The following is a 17,996-nucleotide window of genomic DNA, read 5'->3' as shown; positions in this document are numbered from 1 at the left end:
TTAGGAGGAAGCACCAATGGCTGCGACAAACAAGGCTGAACTCCTGCAGATCAGCCAGATCGAATTTCAAAAACTGAGCAGACTGATTGCGCCGATCACAACGGAGCAGGCTCTGAAAAAGGATGATGAATCCACATCAATCAAGGATGTGGTTTCCCATCGCGCACACTGGATTACCCTGTTTCTGGGCTGGTATGCGGACGGTCTTGCAGGGAAAACTGTCTATTTCCCGGCAAAAGGCTACAAATGGAATGACCTGAAACGCTATAATTCTGACCTGCGACTGGCGCATAAGGACGTGAGCTGGAGCGAGGCGCGCAAAATGCTGGCCGAAAGCGACGAAAAACTTGCTGATTTCATTCAAACTCACACAGATTCGGAGTTATATGGCGGTCCCATGGCAGGGGCGCACAATAACTGGACTCCAGGCCGTTGGGCAGAAGCGGCAGGACCGAGTCATTACCGGTCTGCAGGAAAATATATCCGTTCCAGACTCAAATCCCTGTAGCAGATATTTGGCTGTCGCCATTCATTCAACAAGATGACGCTTGCCCGGTTGATTTGGGTGTTTCCGCATTCGGGATAAACCGGACACCGGGAACAACCCATTTTGGATTTATCCGGAAAGACCAGAAATCAGAAAAATGGCGGACACGGAGGGATTCGAACCCTCGAAGGACCGTGAGGCCCTTGCCTCCTTAGCAGGGAGGTGGTTTCAGCCGCTCACCCACGTGTCCGCACGACTGGCTGGCCAGGTTGAAGCGCTATAACGAGGCATGGCGCGCGCTGCAACGGGTAAAGTGCGGCAACACAAAGCGCCGGTTTGGCCGATATTGACCGGATTCGCCGAGCAAAAGGCGTTCGCGGCACGATCCGGAACAGAATCCCCCGTTCTCACTCAACAGATCGCAAATATGACTCGGGTCGTCGTCCGTTCATTGCGCAGTCATCAGCAAAAGCCGACACGGAAATCGGCTGGTATGGGAAGGAGTTACCCATGACTAAGTCGTGCCCGAAAGAAATGTCTGTCAATCACCCCATCAAAAAGCGCTGGGGTCAGCAACTGCTTGGCCTGTTTGCTGCCATGATGCTGTCCACCGGGGCGGCGCTGTCGCCGGCCGCTGCGCAAGTGGAAACGATTGACCCCAATGATGCGATTGACGCCGATCTGGCGACACCCGACTATGATGGTGTCCTCGCCACACCGGCCGCAGAGTCCCAGACAACAGTGGGCACGACTGTGGACGCACCAATTGACGAAGACCTCAATGCCGATCTGGTCACTCCCGGCACGGAAACGTCTGAGGCCTATGCTGATACCACCACGGAAACCGACCCTGCCCTGCCGGCAGAGAACGGCACGGCCGTGGCCAATGTTGATGATGCCACCACCTATCAGGATGATGACCTGATCGGAGCGGCCGAAGGCGTTTTCGGCAAGGGCGCCAAGGGTCTGGCAAAAGTCATCGAGGATATTTTGAAGAAGCAGGGACGGCCCAATGCCTATATTGCGGGTCGCGAAGCCAGCGGCGCCTTTGTGGTCGGCCTGCGTTACGGCTCGGGCAAGCTCTACCACAAGATTGAAGGCGAGCGCCCGGTTTACTGGACCGGACCTTCGATCGGATTTGATGTCGGCGGCAATGCAGCCAACAGCTTCGTCCTGGTCTATAATCTGTACGACACCGAAGACCTGTACCAGCGCTTCCCGGCGGGCGAAGGCGCGGCCTATTTTGTCGGCGGTTTCCATGTCAGTTATCTGCGCAGCGGCGACAAGGTGCTGATCCCCGTACGTCTCGGCGCGGGGCTCCGGCTCGGTGCAAATGTCGGATATATGAAGTTCAGCAAGAAGCAGCGCTGGCTGCCCTTCTGATTGCCCGTTTTTATCGCGTAGTTGTTTTTGCGTAGTTCAGAGTTACCGGTCGGCGTTTAGCGGGTCATGCCGCCGACCGGACCTTTTCCATCCGCGACAGATATCGCGCGAGAATGTCGATCTCCAGATTGACTTCCGACCCCGTTTCGAGGTCTGCAAAGGTCGTGACCTTCGCGGTATGGGGGATGATGTTGAGCCCGAAAATCGTGCTGCCATCCGCCTGGTCCTCAACCGTGTTGACCGTCAGCGACACGCCATCCACCGTGACCGATCCCTTGGCCGCGAGATAGGCGGCGATGGATTGCGGCGCCTGAATCCGGACCGGCCGGGAATCCCCTTCGCTCTCGATTCCGACAACCGTACCGACCGCATCGACATGACCGGTGACAATATGCCCGCCCAGTTCGTCGCCAACCTTGAGCGCCCGTTCGAGATTGAGCCGGCGTCCCTCGGTCCACATGCCGGTAGCGGTTTTGCTGATGCTTTCGGCGGATATGTCCACGGCGAACCAGTCGTCGCCCTTGTCCACGACCGTCAGGCACGCCCCGGAACAGGCGATCGACGCCCCGATATCAACGCTGCCCATGTCATAGCCACAGGCTATTTTCACACGGAGATCGCCGCGCTCTTCGACCGCGCTGATCCGTCCAATATCGGTTACAATGCCTGTGAACATGTTTTTTCCTGTTTGTCTGAAGCGGAGGCAGCCTAGGCGGCGCGCTCATATATCTCAAGTCTGTCCTCGCCGAGATCGCGCGTGTCCTCGCGTCGCCAGTGACCATGTGCGCTGTCGAGACTTTCCAGACCATAATCAGCAATACCAGGCAGGCCGCCCCCGATGATGATCGGTGCCCGGTAGAGCAGGAGGCGATCAACCATGTCCGCCCTGAGGAAGGAGGCTGCGGTCTGCGCCCCGCCTTCCACCAGCAGCCAGTTGGTATCTGCCAGACCCGAAATTTCTTCCGGAAATGAAATCTGCACCCAGTTTTCGGGCGGTTCCGCTTCGCCCAGCACCACCGGTTGTGGCGACCGGTTTTCGAGTCCCGGCAGACGGACATCCAGTCCGGGCTGATCCTGTTCCAGCGTGCCGGACCCGACAAGAATCGCATCACAACGCGCCCGTTCGAGATGGGCATGACGCCGTGCCACTGCGCCGGTAATCCATTTGCTGGTGCCGTCGGCCCGGGCAATGCATCCGTCCAGCGACAGAGCCAGTTTCAATGTCACATGCGGCCGCCCATGCTCCATCCGCGTGAAAAAGCCGGCCATCGCCCGGTGCGCTTCCTGCTCAAGAATACCCACCGAAACCGAAATGCCGGCTTCTCCGAGACGGTCAATACCATGGCGGCGTGTCCGCGAATCCACATCAAGTGTGGCGATAATCACCCGGGCCGGGCGGGCCTCGATCACCAGCCGGGAGCAGGTCGGGCCACGCTCGCTATCATGGTCACAGGGCTCCATTGTCACATAGATGTCCGCACCGCGAGCCGCTTTGCCCGCATCCGCCAGCGCCATCGCTTCGGCATGGGGCCGGCCTCCCGGCTGAGTCCAGCCGCGCCCGACAATCACGCCCTTTTTGACGATCACGCAACCGACATTGGGATTGGTTCCGGTGCGCCCGCGGCCCCTTTGCGACAGGGCAATAGCCGCGGCCATGTACCGCGCGTCGTCTGCGCTGCTCAGCATAGCAGGCCGGCTGGTCGTGCCACTTCCACTTCGCCGCGGGCCTTGCGGGCCGCTTCGGCTTCGCGTTCGATTTCCTCCGGGTCCATCCCCGACATCCGCGCCAGTTCCTTCATCGATTCCTTGCGTTTGGCGGCCCATTTGTCCTTTTGGCACTGGATCTGCCAGCGATCTGCCAGGATTTCCTCATCCGTCCGGTCCAGCGACCAGCTTTCGAAGTAGATGACTTTTGGGCCGGGCGGCGGCGCGGTGTTGACCCAAGGGTCAATTACGAACAGCGCGAGTATGAAAGACGTTACGGATATCGCGAGTATTCCGGGGATCACCCGTTCGCGCGGACTCTGACGAACAAAGGCGATAAAGTCCTTGATCCCGCCAACTATGGAGACATCCTTGATAAAGCTCATCGCATCCAGATAGGGTCTTTGACGGGGGTTGACCAGCCCTGCTTTTGGACAGGGCTGGCACATTTTCGGATTTTTCTAGCCGGTTATTTCAAACCGGACCTTCAGATCAATCCAGCTTTCAAACGGCACTCCGTCGCGCATCGCCGGGGTGAATCGCCATTTTTTGAGGGCGTGCCGGCGTGTCGCGGTCCAGAAATCGGGATGCGGCGTGTCGACCAGCTCGATCTGCTTCACCCGGCCATCGGTACCGACCAGAACGCGGACGCTGACCAGCCCTTCGGTCTCGAGACGCAGCAGGCCTGACGGATAGGGTGGCTGGAAACCCGCACTGTAGCGGCTGTTGAGCCTGGCCTGCGCAATGACTGGTTCCGGAACGGCCGGAAGGATGTCGACGGGGAGCCGGTCGGACAGGCCGGTGCCGGTAGTGATTTCCGCGCCGAGATCAACATATCGCGAGTCGACCGGATCGACAGGCAGGGGCCGCTCGACCAGCGGAGCGATATCGGTTGGTTTGGGCGTCGGTTGGGGAATATCGATAACCGGCTTGTCGGGTTCGGGCACCGGATCCACCGGAATGGGGTCCGGTTTCACGTTGTAAAACTCCACAACGTTGGCCGGGGGTCCAGGGAGATCAATGCCCGGCATCGCCAATACTGCCGCTACAATCAGGGCGTGCACACCGATCGCTATACCTATGCCCTTCGCATCTGGCGGCTTGTTTGTGTACGTGGAAACATAACTCATGAGACTTTCCTTTCATCCTTCTCCTCGGATGACGGTACAGCCCCGCAATTTTGGCGCTGTCATGCTGCACCGCCAAATGACATGTTATACTATTACATTTGATAGCGCAAATTTGCCACAGTCTGCTGACGACCGGCGCTTCTGAAGCCTCTCAGGAAATGCTGGTTTTCAGCCGTTCAATCGCCGCATCTCGTCCGATCAGGGGCAGCAGGGCGCTCATGTCCGGACCATGGTCGAGCCCGGTCAGGGCCTGACGCAAGGGCATGAACAGCTTCTTTCCCTTGCGGCCGGTCGATTCCTTCAAAACAAGCGTCCAGTCTTTCCAGATAGTGTCTGACCAGCTCAAGTCCTCCAGCGCCGATAGCGCCTGTCGCAGATAATCACTGTCATCCGCATCCAGGTCCGGTCCGCTGACCGGACCGGTAACGACCTGCCACCAGCCATCCACTTCGCCGAGATGGTGGAGATTGGGCCGGATCACATCCCATGCTGCGGCCGACATGCCCTCGGGCAGCCGGTCCCTGACCGCTTCATGGTCCAGCATGTGAACGATTTTCTGATTGAGCTGCGCCAGCTCTTCCTCGTCAAAACGGGCCGGTGCGCGACCAAAGCGGGCGAAGTCGAATGCCTCTGCCAGGGTCTCGACTTGCGTCACCGGCTCCACCGGATCACTGGTTCCGATCCGGGCGAGCAGCGCGACAATCGCCTGTGGCTCGACATGACGTTCGCGAAACCCGCTGACCCCGAGCGATCCCAGCCGCTTCGACAATTTGCCCTCGGTCCCGACCAGCAGCGCTTCATGGGCAAATTCCGGAACCGGGGCGTCAAAGGCCTCGAACATCTGGATCTGGACGGCCGTGTTGGCGACATGGTCTTCCCCGCGCACGACATGGGTGATTCCCATGTCCATATCGTCAATCGTCGAAGGCAGCATGTAAAGCCAGCTGCCGTCCTCGCGGCGAATTACCGGATCGGACAGGAGCGATGGATCAAATTTCTGCTCGCCCCGGATCAGGTCATTCCAGACAATCGGCCCGTCATGATCCAGCCGAAACCGCCAGTGCGGGGTCCGGCCTTCGGCTTCATAGGCGGCGATCTCGTCATCACTGACATCCAGAGCGGCGCGATCATAAATGGGTGGCTTGCCGCGACCCAGCTGGATCTTGCGTTTCAGATCCAGTTCCTGCGCGGTTTCCCAGGCCGGATAGACCCGGCCGCTCGCCTTGAGCTCGGCGAACTTTTCCTCGTAGCGGGCGGATCGTGCAGACTGGCGTTCCTCGCTGTCGGGGTGCATGCCCAGCCAGGCCAGATCCGCGCGGATCGCGCTGACATATTCTTCCTTCGACCGCTCGGTGTCGGTGTCGTCCAGACGCAGCAGGAACGTGCCGCCATGCTTGCGCGCAAACATCCAGTTGTGCAGCGCGGTGCGGATATTGCCGACATGGAGATGACCTGTCGGCGAGGGAGCAAATCGGGTTTTGACGGTCATGGTGTCCTGAAAGCATTGGTAATGGGATAGCGCCGGTCGCGGCCAAAATTCCGGGTGCCGAGCTTGACGCCGGGAGGTGCCTGGCGACGTTTATATTCGGCAATATAGAGCAACCGCTCGATCCGGACGACCAGATCGCGGTCAAAACCGCGCGCGACCAGATCGGATACGGACAGCTCCTCTTCCACCAGCCCGTGCAGCAGCGGATCGAGGATTTCATAATCCGGGAGGCTGTCGCTGTCTTTCTGGTCCGGGCGCAATTCCGCGCTGGGCGGTTTGGTGATCACCGTGTCGGGCATGACCGGGCCATCCGGGCCCATGCCGAGACTGGGCTTGTTCCGGTTGCGCCATTCCGACAAGCGAAAGACGGTCAGTTTGTAGGCATCCTTGAGCACCGAATAGCCGCCGGCCATGTCGCCATAGATAGTGGCATAGCCGACGCTCATTTCGCTCTTGTTGCCGGTGGTAAGCAGCATGTGACCGAATTTGTTGCTGAGCGCCATCAGGGTGACGCCGCGGATTCGCGACTGGATATTCTCCTCGGTAATGTCCACTTCCTTGTCCGCGAAGCTGCCTTCCAGCATGGCGTCAAAGCCTTCGACCGCAGGATTGATCGGGATCGAATCCAGCCGCGTGCCCAGCATTTCCGCGCAACCCGCCGCATCATCCAGGCTTTCCTGCGAAGTGAAGCGCGACGGCATCATCACGCACCAGACCCGGTCCGCACCCAGCGCATCCACGGCCACTGCAGCAGAGAGCGCACTGTCAATGCCGCCGGACAGCCCCAGGATCACGCCGGGGAACCGGTTGGCATTTACATAGTCGCGCAATCCGACAATCATCGCATTGTAAATGTCGGCCGGATGGTCATCCAGCTGATGGATTTCTCCGGGCGCGCAGGACCAGCGGTCCTGGTCCTGCGTCCAGACAGTGTCGACTATCGCTTCGTCCCAGTCCGGCAGCTGGTGCGTCAATTGTACTTCCTTGTCGAGCACGAAGCTGGCGCCATCAAACACCACTTCATCCTGGCCGCCGACCCGGTTGAGGAAGATCAGGGGGATACCGGTTTCGCGCACGCGTTTCGTTGCGACCTGTCCGAGGCGCCGGTCATCCTTTTCGATCTCGTAGGGGCTCCCATGGACCGAGATGAACAGCTGCGCGCCACGGTCTTTCAGATGCTGGCAAACGGTCGGGAACCAGACATCTTCGCAAATCGGCAGTCCGATCCGGCAGCCGCGAAAGTCGATCGGCTCGGGCAGCGGACCGGATGTGAACAGCCGCTTCTCGTCAAATGTGCCGTAATTGGGCAGCTCGACCTTGTACCGGACCTCGGCAATCTGACCATTCTCGAGCAGGGCAATACCATTATACAGCCGGTCGTCTTCCCGGAAGATTGACCCCACCAGCATCGCACCATTCCGTCCGGCGGTGGCTTCAGCCAGGCGCTGCATCTCCGCTTCCGCGCGTTCGGCTACCGCCGGTTTGAGGACCAGATCCTCGGGCGGATACCCGATCAGCTGCAGCTCCGGAAAGACCACAAGGTCGCTGCCCGGATGATCTCCATATACGGCCAGCATCGCATCGGCATTGCCGCGCAGATCGCCGACCGACTGGGTCAGCTGGGCCATGGTGATGGTGAGTTTGTCCGTCATGGCGCTCTGATAGAAAGCGCCAGCGACAACGGCAAACAAATTATCCGAAAACTGCGGTCCCGAGAATGCGGCCGGGAATGAAGGAAAACAGTCCGGCGACAATCAGTCCGATATACATGCCCTGCATTGCGCGCTGGTGACCGGCATAATCTCCGACGCGCAGCGCCCAGACACCCATCGGGACCGACACCAGAACCAGCACCGAGAAGATGTGGATGAAGCTCAGGCCTGAACCGGCGATGCCTGTGCCGGGCTCTCCGATCCAGAAACTGGAAATGGCGGTAATGATCATCAGCATTCCCCAGATCCGCCCGAGAATCTTGTGCAACGCATCACCCTTCTTGCGCCACAGCACCCATGCGCCCAGAGGAACAGCAGGCAAAACCGTGGCCAGATGGATGATGATCGGAACGTTCAGACCTTCCTGTTCGGCAATCGTATTCTCGTCCGCGACGAAACCGCCGGTCATGCTGCTCAGCGCCATCAGCGCAAATGTCATCAGGATGATTGCCCCGCCAAGCAGTATCGCGGTCTGGAGAGTGTATCCGCCGGTACGGGAAGGCTGCTGTGTCGTCATGTTTTCATCCTTATGGTGTGTGGATCTGCAATTTCATCTTTATGTTCACGTGCCACCGCGATATTCCACGACAGATGCGCCGAATGATCAGTTTCTTCGTGAAAACCGCCCTGCCGGACCACTTGCCCGTTCACGAAGCGCGAACGGGATGACCGGGGAACCATCCCTTGCGCAGCGCCTCAGCGTTGAGCTGCTCGTCATTGCCGGAATCGGCCTCATTCTTGGCCTGCTCGGGCCATTCGGCACCTATCCCATGCCCCTGCCGCTGCGGCTGCTGTACTGGGTCGGGTTCATTCTGGTCGGCTATGCGATATTCCGGCCGATCACCCGCGCTGCAGGATGGCTCCACGAACAGAGCCGCATCCCCCTGCCCGTTGCCATAGCCATCGCCGTCGCCGTAGCGGCCCTGCCGCTGACGATCCTGATCGGTTTCGCGATCAGCGGCATGCGCTGGGGCACCTATCTCACGGGCTCCGCATTCGGCCTGCTCTATCTGCAGTGCGCCGGGGTCGGCGTCGGGATCTTCCTTCTGATGCGATTGATTTTTCCGGCTGATGACGCGCGGACAGCGACGGCACCGGTACCGGCTTCGGGTGCCGTCACGAACGACATGCCGGCCAGCTCAAAGATGCCCAGGACCAGGCTGCTCGACCGGCTACCAGCCGGATTTCCCGAATCGATTCTCGCACTCGGCGTCGAGGATCATTATGTCCGGGTCCACAGCGCTGATCGCAGCGAAATGCTGCTCATGCGCCTGTCGGATGCGATAGCCGAGATGGAGGGTGTGACGGGTGCGCAGACCCACCGCAGCTGGTGGGTGGCTGAGGACGCCGTCAAAACGATCCGGCGGGACGGCCGAAACCTGCGTCTGGTGCTGCAGAACGGACTGGAAGTCCCGGTTTCCCGAACCAGTGTCGCCAAACTGAAACAATTGGGCTGGATTTGAGCAAAAGGCACTTTTGATTCTGCCGGCATCTGTCTAACAAGGGTCCGAATCAGTCATTCGGGTCCGGCACTCCTCACAGGGGTTCCCGTTCCCGCTCTCGGGGGGAAGCCAATCAATGAAACTCATGTCCGGCAACAGCAATCTGCCACTCGCTCAGGCAGTCGCTGACTATCTCGACATTCCGCTCTGCGATGCCAGTGTCAAACGCTTTGCCGATGACGAGATTTTTGTCGAGATCCACGAGAATGTCCGGGGCGAGGATGTCTTCATCCTGCAGTCAACCAGCTTCCCGGCCAATGACAATCTGATGGAACTGCTGATCGGCATCGATGCCCTGCGCCGCGCCTCGGCCAAACGCATCACCGCCGTCATCCCCTATTTCGGCTATGCCCGTCAGGACCGGAAGCCCGGCCCGCGGACGCCGATATCGGCCAAGCTGGTGGCCAATCTGATCACCGAAGCCGGTGCCGACCGGGTCCTGTCGGTCGACCTCCACGCCGGTCAGATTCAGGGCTTTTTCGATATCCCGACGGACAATCTCTATGGCGCTCCGGTGATGTCAGCGGACATCCAGGCCCGTTTCGGCGCACATGAGCTGATGGTCGTTTCGCCCGATGTCGGCGGCGTGGTTCGCGCACGAGCACTGGCCAAGCGGCTCGACAACGCCCCGCTCGCCATTGTCGACAAACGCCGCGAGCGGGCCGGCGAGTCCGAAGTGATGAACATTATCGGCGATGTCTCCGGGCGTTTTTGCATCCTGATCGATGACATTGTCGATTCCGGCGGCACCCTGTGCAACGCCGCCCAGGCGTTGAAGGACAAGGGCGCGACCGAAGTTGTCGCCTATATCACCCATGGCGTCTTGTCCGGCGGGGCTGTCGCGCGGGTCGATGACAGCGGCTTGAAAGAGCTGGTGATCACCGATTCCATCGGCGCCACCGAGGCGGTGAAGGATTCGCAAAAGATTCGCCATCTCACCATCGCCCCCTTGCTTGGCGAAGCGATCAAGCGGATTGCCGACGAAAGTTCGGTTTCCAGCCTGTTTGACTGATCATTTCGCGGTTGGGGAAGTCTCCCGGTTTTGGTAAGTCATTGGCTCATAACAGGATAGTGACTCGTGACACCCAAGGACATTTCCCTCGCAGAACAGCTGGCAGAAGCCGCCGGAGAGGCCATCCGGCCGTTTTTTCGCGCCAAATTTGATCAGGAAGCCAAAAGCGATTCGACCTTTGTTACCGAAGCCGATCGTGCGGCCGAAGCAGCCATGCGGAAAATCATCGAAGCCGAATGTCCGGAGGATGGCATTGTCGGTGAGGAATATGGCAGCATCAACGAAGGTGCATCGCGGCAGTGGATTCTCGATCCGATTGACGGCACCACAAGTTTCATCGCCGGACGTCCGATATTCGGCACCTTGATTGCGCTGATGCAGGATGGCTGGCCGGTGCTGGGCATTATCGACCAGCCGATTGCCCGCGAACGCTGGCTGGGTGTCGTCGGACGCCCGACGCTGTTCAATGGCGAACCTGCAAAAACATCCCGCTGCCGGGATCTGAAAGACGCCGTGCTCGCGACAACCACACCGCATCAGTTCGACGAACATGATGCTGAACATTTCATGAGCCTCGCTGGCAAGGTGGCGCCGCGGAAAATCATCTATGGTGGTGATTGTTATAATTACGGTCTCGTCGCGAGTGGCCATGTCGACGTGGTTTGCGAGGCCGGACTGATGCTGCATGATTTCGCCGCCCTGGCACCAATCGTCGATGGCGCCGGAGGAATGATGTGCGACTGGAACGGCGAGCCGCTGCACGCCGAAGCGGATGGTCACGTCCTCGCCATCGGGGATCAGGCGCGGGTCGATGACGTGCTGGAGGCGATGGCTTGTCATCACTAAACCAGTCCGATGTCAAAATCCGTTTCTTTGCGCCGGCTGATCCGCTGAAACCCTATGTCAGCACGCTCTATCTGACCGAAGTGCAGAGCAGCGACGGCAAGCCGATCAGCGATTATCTGCATCCGGAATGGGCCAATTTGCGGTTCATCACCGGCGATCTGCCCACCGGCGCGATCGGGGATGGCCCGATGGAGGAAGCGCCGCATTTCTTTGTGGCCGGGCCGACCAGCCGGGCCACCCGGTTCCGGGCCACAAACATGCGGTCCTGGGGGATCGGCCTGCTGCCTGGAGGATGGGTCAAGCTGGTCGGGGCGTCCGCCGAAGATTATGCGGACAAAAGCACCGATGGCGACTCAGATCCGGTTTTCGACAAGTTCGCCAGCTTGCACCAAACCATCTATGACGATCCTGCGCCAGCCGCCGAAGAAGCGGCGCGGATCAACAGCTTTCTTCTCGACCTGCTGAAACAGGCGCCGGAGGATAATGAGCTGGTTCAGCAAGCCCATGTCATTCTCGTCGATCCGGAACTCGGCACAGTCCAGGAAATGGCGGACCGGCTGGGGATCGGCGGACGGTCGCTCGACCGGTTGAGTCGCAAGGCCTTTGGTTTCGCACCGAAATTGCTGCTCCGCCGCCAGCGGTTTCTGCGCAGCCTCGCGGAGAATATGCTCAACCCGGAACAGAACTGGATCTCGACGATCGACCCGCAATATTATGACCAGGCCCATTTCGGCCGCGACTTCCAGCGTTTCATGGGCATGAGCGCCAGCGCCTACAAGGCCCTGCCCCACCCCTTCATGAACGCCGCGGTACACGGCCGGATGGCGGCAGCCGGGGCCGGCATGCAGGTGCTGCATGATCCTTCAAGCAAATAGATCCTGTTCAATTTCTTGGTTTCGCCAGGTCAGTCTGAGTCATCATCCACCATGGTCCTCGATACCAGAACGCCTCTTAGAAGCAATAACCAGGCAATCCAGAGCAGTGAGTTTATCTCTAGGATATAGTCATACCAAGGATGTATCTGAATGATGCTGTTCAAGAAGGAAAGAAACAACAGAATGGCGGGGCCGCCAAAAACCACCGATATTATTGCCGTGAGAATCGGCCGATCAGAATTCCAGGCGAACAATTTTGCCGAACGCCCGGAATAGAAGATCATCACAATGGAAGTGACCACCAACACGAAAATCGCGAGCGGTACTGCTACCATCAAGCTACCGTACATGGGAATTGCTATTGTATCGGCATGGGGGTCGAGGGTTCCCGACTTGCCCAGCAGGGGATAGTAGATAAACGCAGTCCCGACTAAAACGAAGGGTATGGAAATTGCGGTCAGCCAAATTGGCCATGGTTTTGTTGGTAAAGGTATCTGGAGCAATCTCACACTTCCCAATTATCGCAGATATTGCGCATCGTCAACGAGGCCACTCTTTGCTTGCAATCCTGCCGAATCCTGCTACTGCGCCCTTTCCGATGTGACGTTCTGGCCAGTGTGGGCTGCCATGTTCGTCCGTAACGGACTCAAGACAAGGAGACCAAAATGCCCAAGTTGAAGACCAAAAGCGGTGTGAAGAAACGCTTCAAGATCACCGCAAACGGCAAGGTAAAGCACGGCGTAGCCGGCAAACGCCACCGTTTGATCAGCCATAACAGCAAATATATCCGTCAAAATCGCGGCACCAAGAAATTGTGTGATGCGGATGCGCGGACAGTGAAAAAATGGGCGCCATACGGGCTGTAAGAGCTCTCGCGACATTTCAGAATTCAAGGATATATAGAAAATGGCACGTGTAAAACGGGGTACGACCACTCGTACAAAGCATAAGAGATTACTGGATCAGGCAAAAGGCTATTATGGCCGCCGCAAGAACACGATCCGCATCGCTCGGCAGGCTGTCGAGAAAGCCGGGCAATATGCCTATCGCGACCGCAAGGTCAAAAAGCGGGCATTCCGCGCGATCTGGATCCAGCGAATCAACGCCGCTGTCCGCCAGGAAGGCATGACCTACGGCAATTTCATCCACGGCACCAAGCTGGCCGGCATCGAGCTCGACCGCAAGGTCATGGCCGATCTGGCGATGAACGAACCGGAAGTGTTTAAAGGCGTCATCAAACAGGCGCAGGACGCACTGGCGAAAGCCTGAGCGTTTTCATTATTTGAAAAAAGCGCCGGAGAGCAATCTCTCGGCGCTTTTTTGTTTTGGGGAAAGGAAACATGCGATCACTTGTCACCCTGAACTTGCTTCAGGGTCCATTTCTCCTTGATAGGAGGCTGCAAGCGGCTAGATGGATGCTGAAACAGGTTCAGCATGACGATGATGCGACGGGGTTGGGTGAATCATGAGTGATATTGAAACAATCAAGGATACATATCTGACGCAGGTCGCAGCCGCGGCAGATGGCGATGCGCTGGAAGCCGTCCGCGTGGCGGCACTCGGCAAGAAGGGGGAGATTTCGCTACTCCTGAAAACTCTGGGCAAGATGACACCGGAAGAACGGCAGAGCGAGGGTCCCAAAATCAATGGCGCACGGCAGGCGGTCGCCGACGCGATTGCCGCCCGCAAAGACGCGATCGAAAGCGAAGCGCTCAATGCGAAACTGGCCACCGAAACGCTCGACCTGACCTTGCCGCCTCCGGCCAGGCCGGCAGGCAGCGTGCATCCGGTCAGCCAGGTGATGGACGAACTGGCGGAAATCTTCGCCGATCTGGGCTTCTCGGTCGCCACGGGCCCCGAGATCGAAGATGACTGGCACAATTTCACCGCGCTGAACATTCCGGACACCCATCCGGCGCGTGCGATGCATGACACATTTTATTTCCCGCAGACGGATGACAAGGGCATGCCGAAGCTGCTGCGCACCCACACATCGCCAGTGCAGATCCGGACAATGATGGATGTTGCCGAGCGGACCGGCGGCGATGGCGAGCCGATCTACATCATCGCGCCTGGCCGGACCTACCGGTCAGACAGCGATGCCACGCACACGCCGATGTTTCATCAGGTCGAGGGTCTGGTCATCGACCGGAACATTCACATGGGGCATCTGAAATGGACGCTGGAAACCTTCGTCCGCGCCTTTTTCGAACGGGATGATATCGAACTGCGGCTGCGGCCCAGCTATTTCCCGTTCACCGAGCCATCCGCCGAAGTGGATGTGGGCTTCTCGGTGGAACAGGGCCGGCGCATCATCGGCGGTGACGCGCGCAGCAATGAAGGCGGATGGATGGAGATTTTGGGCTCCGGCATGGTCCACCCGAATGTTATCCGCAATTGCGGACTGGATCCGGATGTCTGGCAGGGGTTCGCCTTTGGCTGCGGGATCGACCGGCTGGCCATGCTGAAATATGGCATGGACGACCTGCGCGCCTTTTTCGATGGCGACCTGCGCTGGATCGAACATTATGGATTTGATGCGCTTGATGTCCCGACGCTGAGCGGGGGAGTAGGCGCATGAAATTCTCTTTGAGCTGGCTCAAGGCGCATCTCGAGACGGACGCGAGCCTCACCGAAATTACCGAAAAACTGACCGATATCGGCCTGGAACTCGAAGGGCTCGAGAATCCGGCAGACGCGCTGCGCCCGTTCCGCGTCGCGAAGGTCATCGAAGCCGGGCCGCATCCCAATGCCGACAAGCTGCAACTGCTCAAGGTTGACGATGGCAGCGATGAACCGTGGCAGGTGGTGTGCGGCGCGCCCAATGCGAAAAAGGACATGGTCGGCGTATTCGGACCGCCGGGCACCTATATCCCCGGCAGTGATTTCACGCTGAAACCGGCGAAGATCCGGGATGTCGAAAGTTTCGGCATGATGTGCAGTGCGCGCGAACTGGAGCTGGGTGATGATCATGACGGGATTATCGAGCTCGACGCCACGGCGGCGGACGCCGTTGGCCAGAGCTATGCGGATTATGCGAATCTCGATGATCCGGTGATTGATATCGCGATCACGCCCAACCGGCAGGACTGCATGGGTGTGCGCGGCGTGGCGCGCGATCTGGCGGCTGCAGGTCTGGGCAAACTCATTCCGCTGGACGGCACTGCCCCGGAACGATCCGGTGCGGGTCCGGACGTCAGGACTGAAGATCCCGACGGCTGTCCCGCCTTCTATGGTTGCACGGTCAGCGGTCTGACCAATGGCGCCTCGCCCGACTGGATGCAGGCCCGGCTGAAATCGGCAGGCCAGAAACCGATCAACGCCCTGGTCGACATTACCAATTATGTCATGCTCGACCATGGCCGGCCGCTGCATGTCTATGACGTCAGCAAGCTGAACGGCGGTCTCGTTGCCCGCAAAGCTGTCGATGGCGAAAAGCTGGTTGCGCTCAACGACAAGGAATATGTCCTCGACCAGACCATGACCGTGATTGCCGACGCGAGTGGTGCGCATGATATTGGCGGCATCATGGGCGGCGCCGAAACCGGTTCGGAAGAATCCACGACCGAAGTGCTGATAGAATGTGCCTATTTCACGCCCGAGAATATTGCGCGGACCGGCCAGAAACTAATGCTGACCAGCGACGCCCGTCAGCGCTTTGAGCGCGGCGTTGATCCGGCCTTTCTCGACGACGGGATCGATATTGCCACGCGGCTCGTGCTCGACCTTTGCGGCGGCAGTGCCAGCGAGGTTACGCGCGCCGGTACGCCGCCGACCAGTCAGCGCAGCATCGCTTATGATCCCGCAAAATGCCTCTTGCTCGGCGGCGTTGATGTGACCGAAGACCGGCAGAAAGAGATTCTGGAAGCACTTGGATTCAGCGTCGATGGTACCTGGCAGGTCACGGTGCCGACATGGCGCCGGGATGTGCATGGCTGGCAGGATCTGGTCGAGGAAGTGATCCGGATCGAAGGTCTGGATGCGATTCCCTCGACACCTTTGCCGCGCCAGGCCGGTGTCGCCAAACCGACTGCCTCACCCGAACAGCTGGCCGAACGCAAAGCTCGCCGGGCTGCAGCCGCCAGCGGGCTCAACGAGACCGTGACCTGGAGCTTCATTTCGGAGAAGGAAGCCGCACCCTTTGGCGGCGGGACATGGTCGCTGGCCAATCCGATTTCGGAAGACCTGAAGGTCATGCGTCCATCGCTACTGCCCGGCCTGATCGCCGCGGCTCAGCGCAATGCCGATCGCGGCGCGTCGTCGATTCGCCTGTTTGAAGTCGGTCGCCGCTATCTGGAATCGACCGAACATCCGACCATCGGCCTGATCCTCGCCGGAGCCGGCCAGCCGCGTAGCTGGCAAAATGGGGCCGCAACGAAATTCGATGCCTATGATGCCAAGGCCCATGTGCTCGAGATTCTGCTGGCCGCCGGCGCACCGGTGGGCAAGCTGATGGATTTCGGGGAGGCTGGGGACCATTACCATCCCGGTCAGTCTGCCACACTGCGTCTGGGGCCCAAGAAGATCCTGGCGGCCTATGGTGCCCTTCACCCGAATGTCACGAAGGCGCTGGGATTGAAAGGCGGTGCCGTGGCGGCTGAAATCTTCCTGGATGCGATTCCGGTCAAAAAGAAATCCGGTCATATGCGCGACGCGTTCGCCCCGCCGGCCTTGCAAGCCGTCAGCCGCGACTTCGCTTTCATCGTCGACGCGGATCTGGCAGCCAATGATCTGGTCCGGGCCGTGAAGGGTGCAGACAAAAAACTGATCACCGATGCGCGGGTTTTCGACCTGTTCGAGGGTGAATCGCTCGGCGAAGGCAAGAAATCGCTCGCGGTGGACGTGACCCTGCAGCCGACGGAAGCGACGCTGACGGAAGAGGATCTGAAAGCTCTGACGGACAAAGTTGTCGCGAGCGCGTCCAAGCTGGGAGCGGAATTGCGTGGGTGACGGTCCGGTCCCGCCGGATCTCGTCAGCATAGCATCGGACGGCCTTCGGGCTGCGATCCATCCGCTGGGGGCCGAGCTCTGGTCTTTGCGCGACATGCAGGATCGCGAGCTGATGACCGATGCTGATCCGGCTTACTGGACCGGCCGGGCGCCTTTGCTATTCCCGATTGTCGGACGGCTGCGCCATGATCGTTACCGGCTAGAGGGCCGGGAATATGCGATGGAGAAACATGGCTTTGCCCGGCGACAGCAATTTGAACTGACCCAAAGCGCGGACGGCAGGGCGACGTTTTCCCTGTGCGCCAATGCGACAACACGCGCCCAATATCCTTTCGAATTCCGGCTCGACATGGCCTTTGAACTGAAGGGCGCAGAATTGCGGAAAACCGCAACGGTGGCCAACCAGGACGACCGGGACATGCCGTTCAGCTTCGGTTTTCATCCCGCCTTTGCCTGGCCCCTCCCCTTTGGCGGCGCGGCAGGGGAACATGAGATCCATTTTGAGAAAGCCGAACCGGCACCGATCCGGCGAATTGGGGTGGAGCCCGGACTGATCGCCCCGGCTCCGCGGCCCTCGCCTGTGAGGGGCCGGACGCTGCGTCCGGAATATGCCCTTTTCGAGGAAGACGCGATCATCTGGGATGATCTGGCCAGCCGCCAGCTGACCTGGGGGGTGCCGGGGCAGACCCGGCTCGACATCGCCTTTCCCGATACGCCCTGGCTGGGTATCTGGCAGATTCCCGGCGCCCGCTATCTGTGTATCGAGCCCTGGGCCGGGATGGCAGATCCGGCCGGTTATGACGGGGATTTTACCGACAAGCCGGGGATGATGACACTGGCGCCGGGCGAGTCCCGCTCGTTCCACATGTACGTCGGGCTGCGGGAAAATGGAAAGCCGGGTTGATC

19 protein-coding genes and 1 tRNA gene are annotated in these 17,996 nt (G+C 59.4%); 11 read left to right on the top strand and 9 right to left on the bottom strand.

Going from position 1 to position 17,996, the window contains the following annotated elements:
• Nucleotides 1–16 precede the first annotated feature (16 nt).
• Nucleotides 17–508, top strand: a complete 492-nt coding sequence (locus tag BUQ90_RS03605; RefSeq protein ID WP_074203753.1) for a ClbS/DfsB family four-helix bundle protein — start codon at nucleotides 17–19, stop codon at nucleotides 506–508.
• Nucleotides 509–645: 137 nt separating this feature from the next.
• Here the strand turns inward: BUQ90_RS03605 and BUQ90_RS03600 are convergent.
• A tRNA-Ser gene (locus tag BUQ90_RS03600) sits at nucleotides 646–737 on the bottom strand.
• Nucleotides 738–1,021: 284 nt separating this feature from the next.
• Here BUQ90_RS03600 and BUQ90_RS03595 point away from each other — a divergent pair.
• Nucleotides 1,022–1,870 carry a DUF1134 domain-containing protein gene (locus tag BUQ90_RS03595; protein WP_074203752.1) on the top strand — a complete coding sequence of 283 codons (849 nt, stop codon included), beginning with the start codon at nucleotides 1,022–1,024 and terminating at the stop codon, nucleotides 1,868–1,870.
• 64 nt (nucleotides 1,871–1,934) lie between these two features.
• On the opposite strand, the gene BUQ90_RS03590 is transcribed toward BUQ90_RS03595, so the two are convergent.
• The 7 genes from BUQ90_RS03590 to BUQ90_RS03560 form a co-directional block, all read right to left on the bottom strand.
• Nucleotides 1,935–2,546: a riboflavin synthase gene (locus BUQ90_RS03590; protein ID WP_074203751.1), complete on the bottom strand. Its 612-nt coding sequence runs from the start codon at nucleotides 2,544–2,546 to the stop codon at nucleotides 1,935–1,937.
• 32 nt (nucleotides 2,547–2,578) lie between these two features.
• Nucleotides 2,579–3,556: a bifunctional diaminohydroxyphosphoribosylaminopyrimidine deaminase/5-amino-6-(5-phosphoribosylamino)uracil reductase RibD gene (ribD, locus tag BUQ90_RS03585; RefSeq protein ID WP_338044507.1), complete on the bottom strand. Its 978-nt coding sequence runs from the start codon at nucleotides 3,554–3,556 to the stop codon at nucleotides 2,579–2,581.
• Nucleotides 3,550–4,023, bottom strand: coding sequence for a hypothetical protein (locus BUQ90_RS03580; RefSeq protein WP_074203750.1), 474 nt, complete (start codon nucleotides 4,021–4,023; stop codon nucleotides 3,550–3,552). The genes ribD and BUQ90_RS03580 overlap by 7 nt, the downstream gene beginning before the upstream one ends.
• Before the next feature lie 12 nt (nucleotides 4,024–4,035).
• A complete protein-coding gene (locus BUQ90_RS03575; protein ID WP_074203749.1) occupies nucleotides 4,036–4,704 on the bottom strand; it encodes an energy transducer TonB in 669 nt (222 codons plus the stop codon).
• A 151-nt stretch (nucleotides 4,705–4,855) separates the two neighbouring features.
• Nucleotides 4,856–6,193 carry a glutamate--tRNA ligase gene (gltX, locus tag BUQ90_RS03570; protein ID WP_074203748.1) on the bottom strand — a complete coding sequence of 446 codons (1,338 nt, stop codon included), beginning with the start codon at nucleotides 6,191–6,193 and terminating at the stop codon, nucleotides 4,856–4,858.
• On the bottom strand, nucleotides 6,190–7,845 hold the full coding sequence (locus tag BUQ90_RS03565; protein ID WP_074204848.1) for an NAD+ synthase: 1,656 nt from the start codon (nucleotides 7,843–7,845) through the stop codon (nucleotides 6,190–6,192). Before BUQ90_RS03565 ends, gltX begins: the two co-directional genes overlap by 4 nt.
• 40 nt (nucleotides 7,846–7,885) lie before the next feature.
• Nucleotides 7,886–8,422 carry a DUF2306 domain-containing protein gene (locus BUQ90_RS03560; RefSeq protein WP_074203747.1) on the bottom strand — a complete coding sequence of 179 codons (537 nt, stop codon included), beginning with the start codon at nucleotides 8,420–8,422 and terminating at the stop codon, nucleotides 7,886–7,888.
• A gap of 148 nt (nucleotides 8,423–8,570) precedes the next feature.
• Here BUQ90_RS03560 and BUQ90_RS17380 point away from each other — a divergent pair, with 148 nt between their 5' ends.
• The 4 genes from BUQ90_RS17380 to BUQ90_RS03540 all read left to right on the top strand — a co-directional run bounded on the left by BUQ90_RS17380 (nucleotide 8,571) and on the right by BUQ90_RS03540 (nucleotide 12,140).
• On the top strand, nucleotides 8,571–9,368 hold the full coding sequence (locus BUQ90_RS17380) for a LytTR family DNA-binding domain-containing protein (protein WP_159437021.1): 798 nt from the start codon (nucleotides 8,571–8,573) through the stop codon (nucleotides 9,366–9,368).
• Nucleotides 9,369–9,483: 115 nt separating this feature from the next.
• Entirely contained in the window at nucleotides 9,484–10,419 is a 936-nt protein-coding gene (locus tag BUQ90_RS03550; RefSeq protein WP_074203746.1) for a ribose-phosphate pyrophosphokinase, read from the top strand.
• 66 nt (nucleotides 10,420–10,485) lie between these two features.
• A complete protein-coding gene (hisN, locus tag BUQ90_RS03545; RefSeq protein ID WP_074203745.1) occupies nucleotides 10,486–11,265 on the top strand; it encodes a histidinol-phosphatase in 780 nt (259 codons plus the stop codon).
• Nucleotides 11,253–12,140, top strand: coding sequence for a helix-turn-helix domain-containing protein (locus BUQ90_RS03540; protein ID WP_074203744.1), 888 nt, complete (start codon nucleotides 11,253–11,255; stop codon nucleotides 12,138–12,140). Before hisN ends, BUQ90_RS03540 begins: the two co-directional genes overlap by 13 nt.
• Before the next feature lie 29 nt (nucleotides 12,141–12,169).
• Here the strand turns inward: BUQ90_RS03540 and BUQ90_RS03535 are convergent, their stop codons facing one another.
• Entirely contained in the window at nucleotides 12,170–12,643 is a 474-nt protein-coding gene (locus BUQ90_RS03535; RefSeq protein WP_074203743.1) for a hypothetical protein, read from the bottom strand.
• 162 nt (nucleotides 12,644–12,805) lie between these two features.
• On the opposite strand from BUQ90_RS03535, the gene rpmI reads away from it, so the two are divergent.
• From rpmI to BUQ90_RS03510, 5 genes are all read left to right on the top strand, one after another.
• Nucleotides 12,806–13,006 carry a 50S ribosomal protein L35 gene (rpmI, locus tag BUQ90_RS03530; RefSeq protein WP_074203742.1) on the top strand — a complete coding sequence of 67 codons (201 nt, stop codon included), beginning with the start codon at nucleotides 12,806–12,808 and terminating at the stop codon, nucleotides 13,004–13,006.
• 40 nt (nucleotides 13,007–13,046) lie between these two features.
• Entirely contained in the window at nucleotides 13,047–13,409 is a 363-nt protein-coding gene (gene rplT, locus BUQ90_RS03525) for a 50S ribosomal protein L20 (protein ID WP_074203741.1), read from the top strand.
• A gap of 196 nt (nucleotides 13,410–13,605) precedes the next feature.
• Nucleotides 13,606–14,721, top strand: coding sequence for a phenylalanine--tRNA ligase subunit alpha (gene pheS, locus BUQ90_RS03520; RefSeq protein ID WP_074203740.1), 1,116 nt, complete (start codon nucleotides 13,606–13,608; stop codon nucleotides 14,719–14,721).
• Nucleotides 14,718–17,090, top strand: coding sequence for a phenylalanine--tRNA ligase subunit beta (gene pheT / locus BUQ90_RS03515; protein ID WP_074203739.1), 2,373 nt, complete (start codon nucleotides 14,718–14,720; stop codon nucleotides 17,088–17,090). Before pheS ends, pheT begins: the two co-directional genes overlap by 4 nt.
• Nucleotides 17,083–17,994: an aldose 1-epimerase family protein gene (locus BUQ90_RS03510; RefSeq protein WP_074203738.1), complete on the top strand. Its 912-nt coding sequence runs from the start codon at nucleotides 17,083–17,085 to the stop codon at nucleotides 17,992–17,994. Before pheT ends, BUQ90_RS03510 begins: the two co-directional genes overlap by 8 nt.
• The last annotated feature ends 2 nt before the right edge of the window (nucleotides 17,995–17,996 follow it).

This window comes from Parasphingorhabdus marina DSM 22363 (assembly GCF_900128895.1).
GTDB lineage: Bacteria > Pseudomonadota > Alphaproteobacteria > Sphingomonadales > Sphingomonadaceae > Parasphingorhabdus > Parasphingorhabdus marina.
The sequence above is the reverse complement of the archived record's forward strand: the minus strand, read 5'-3'. Positions and strand labels throughout refer to the sequence as shown.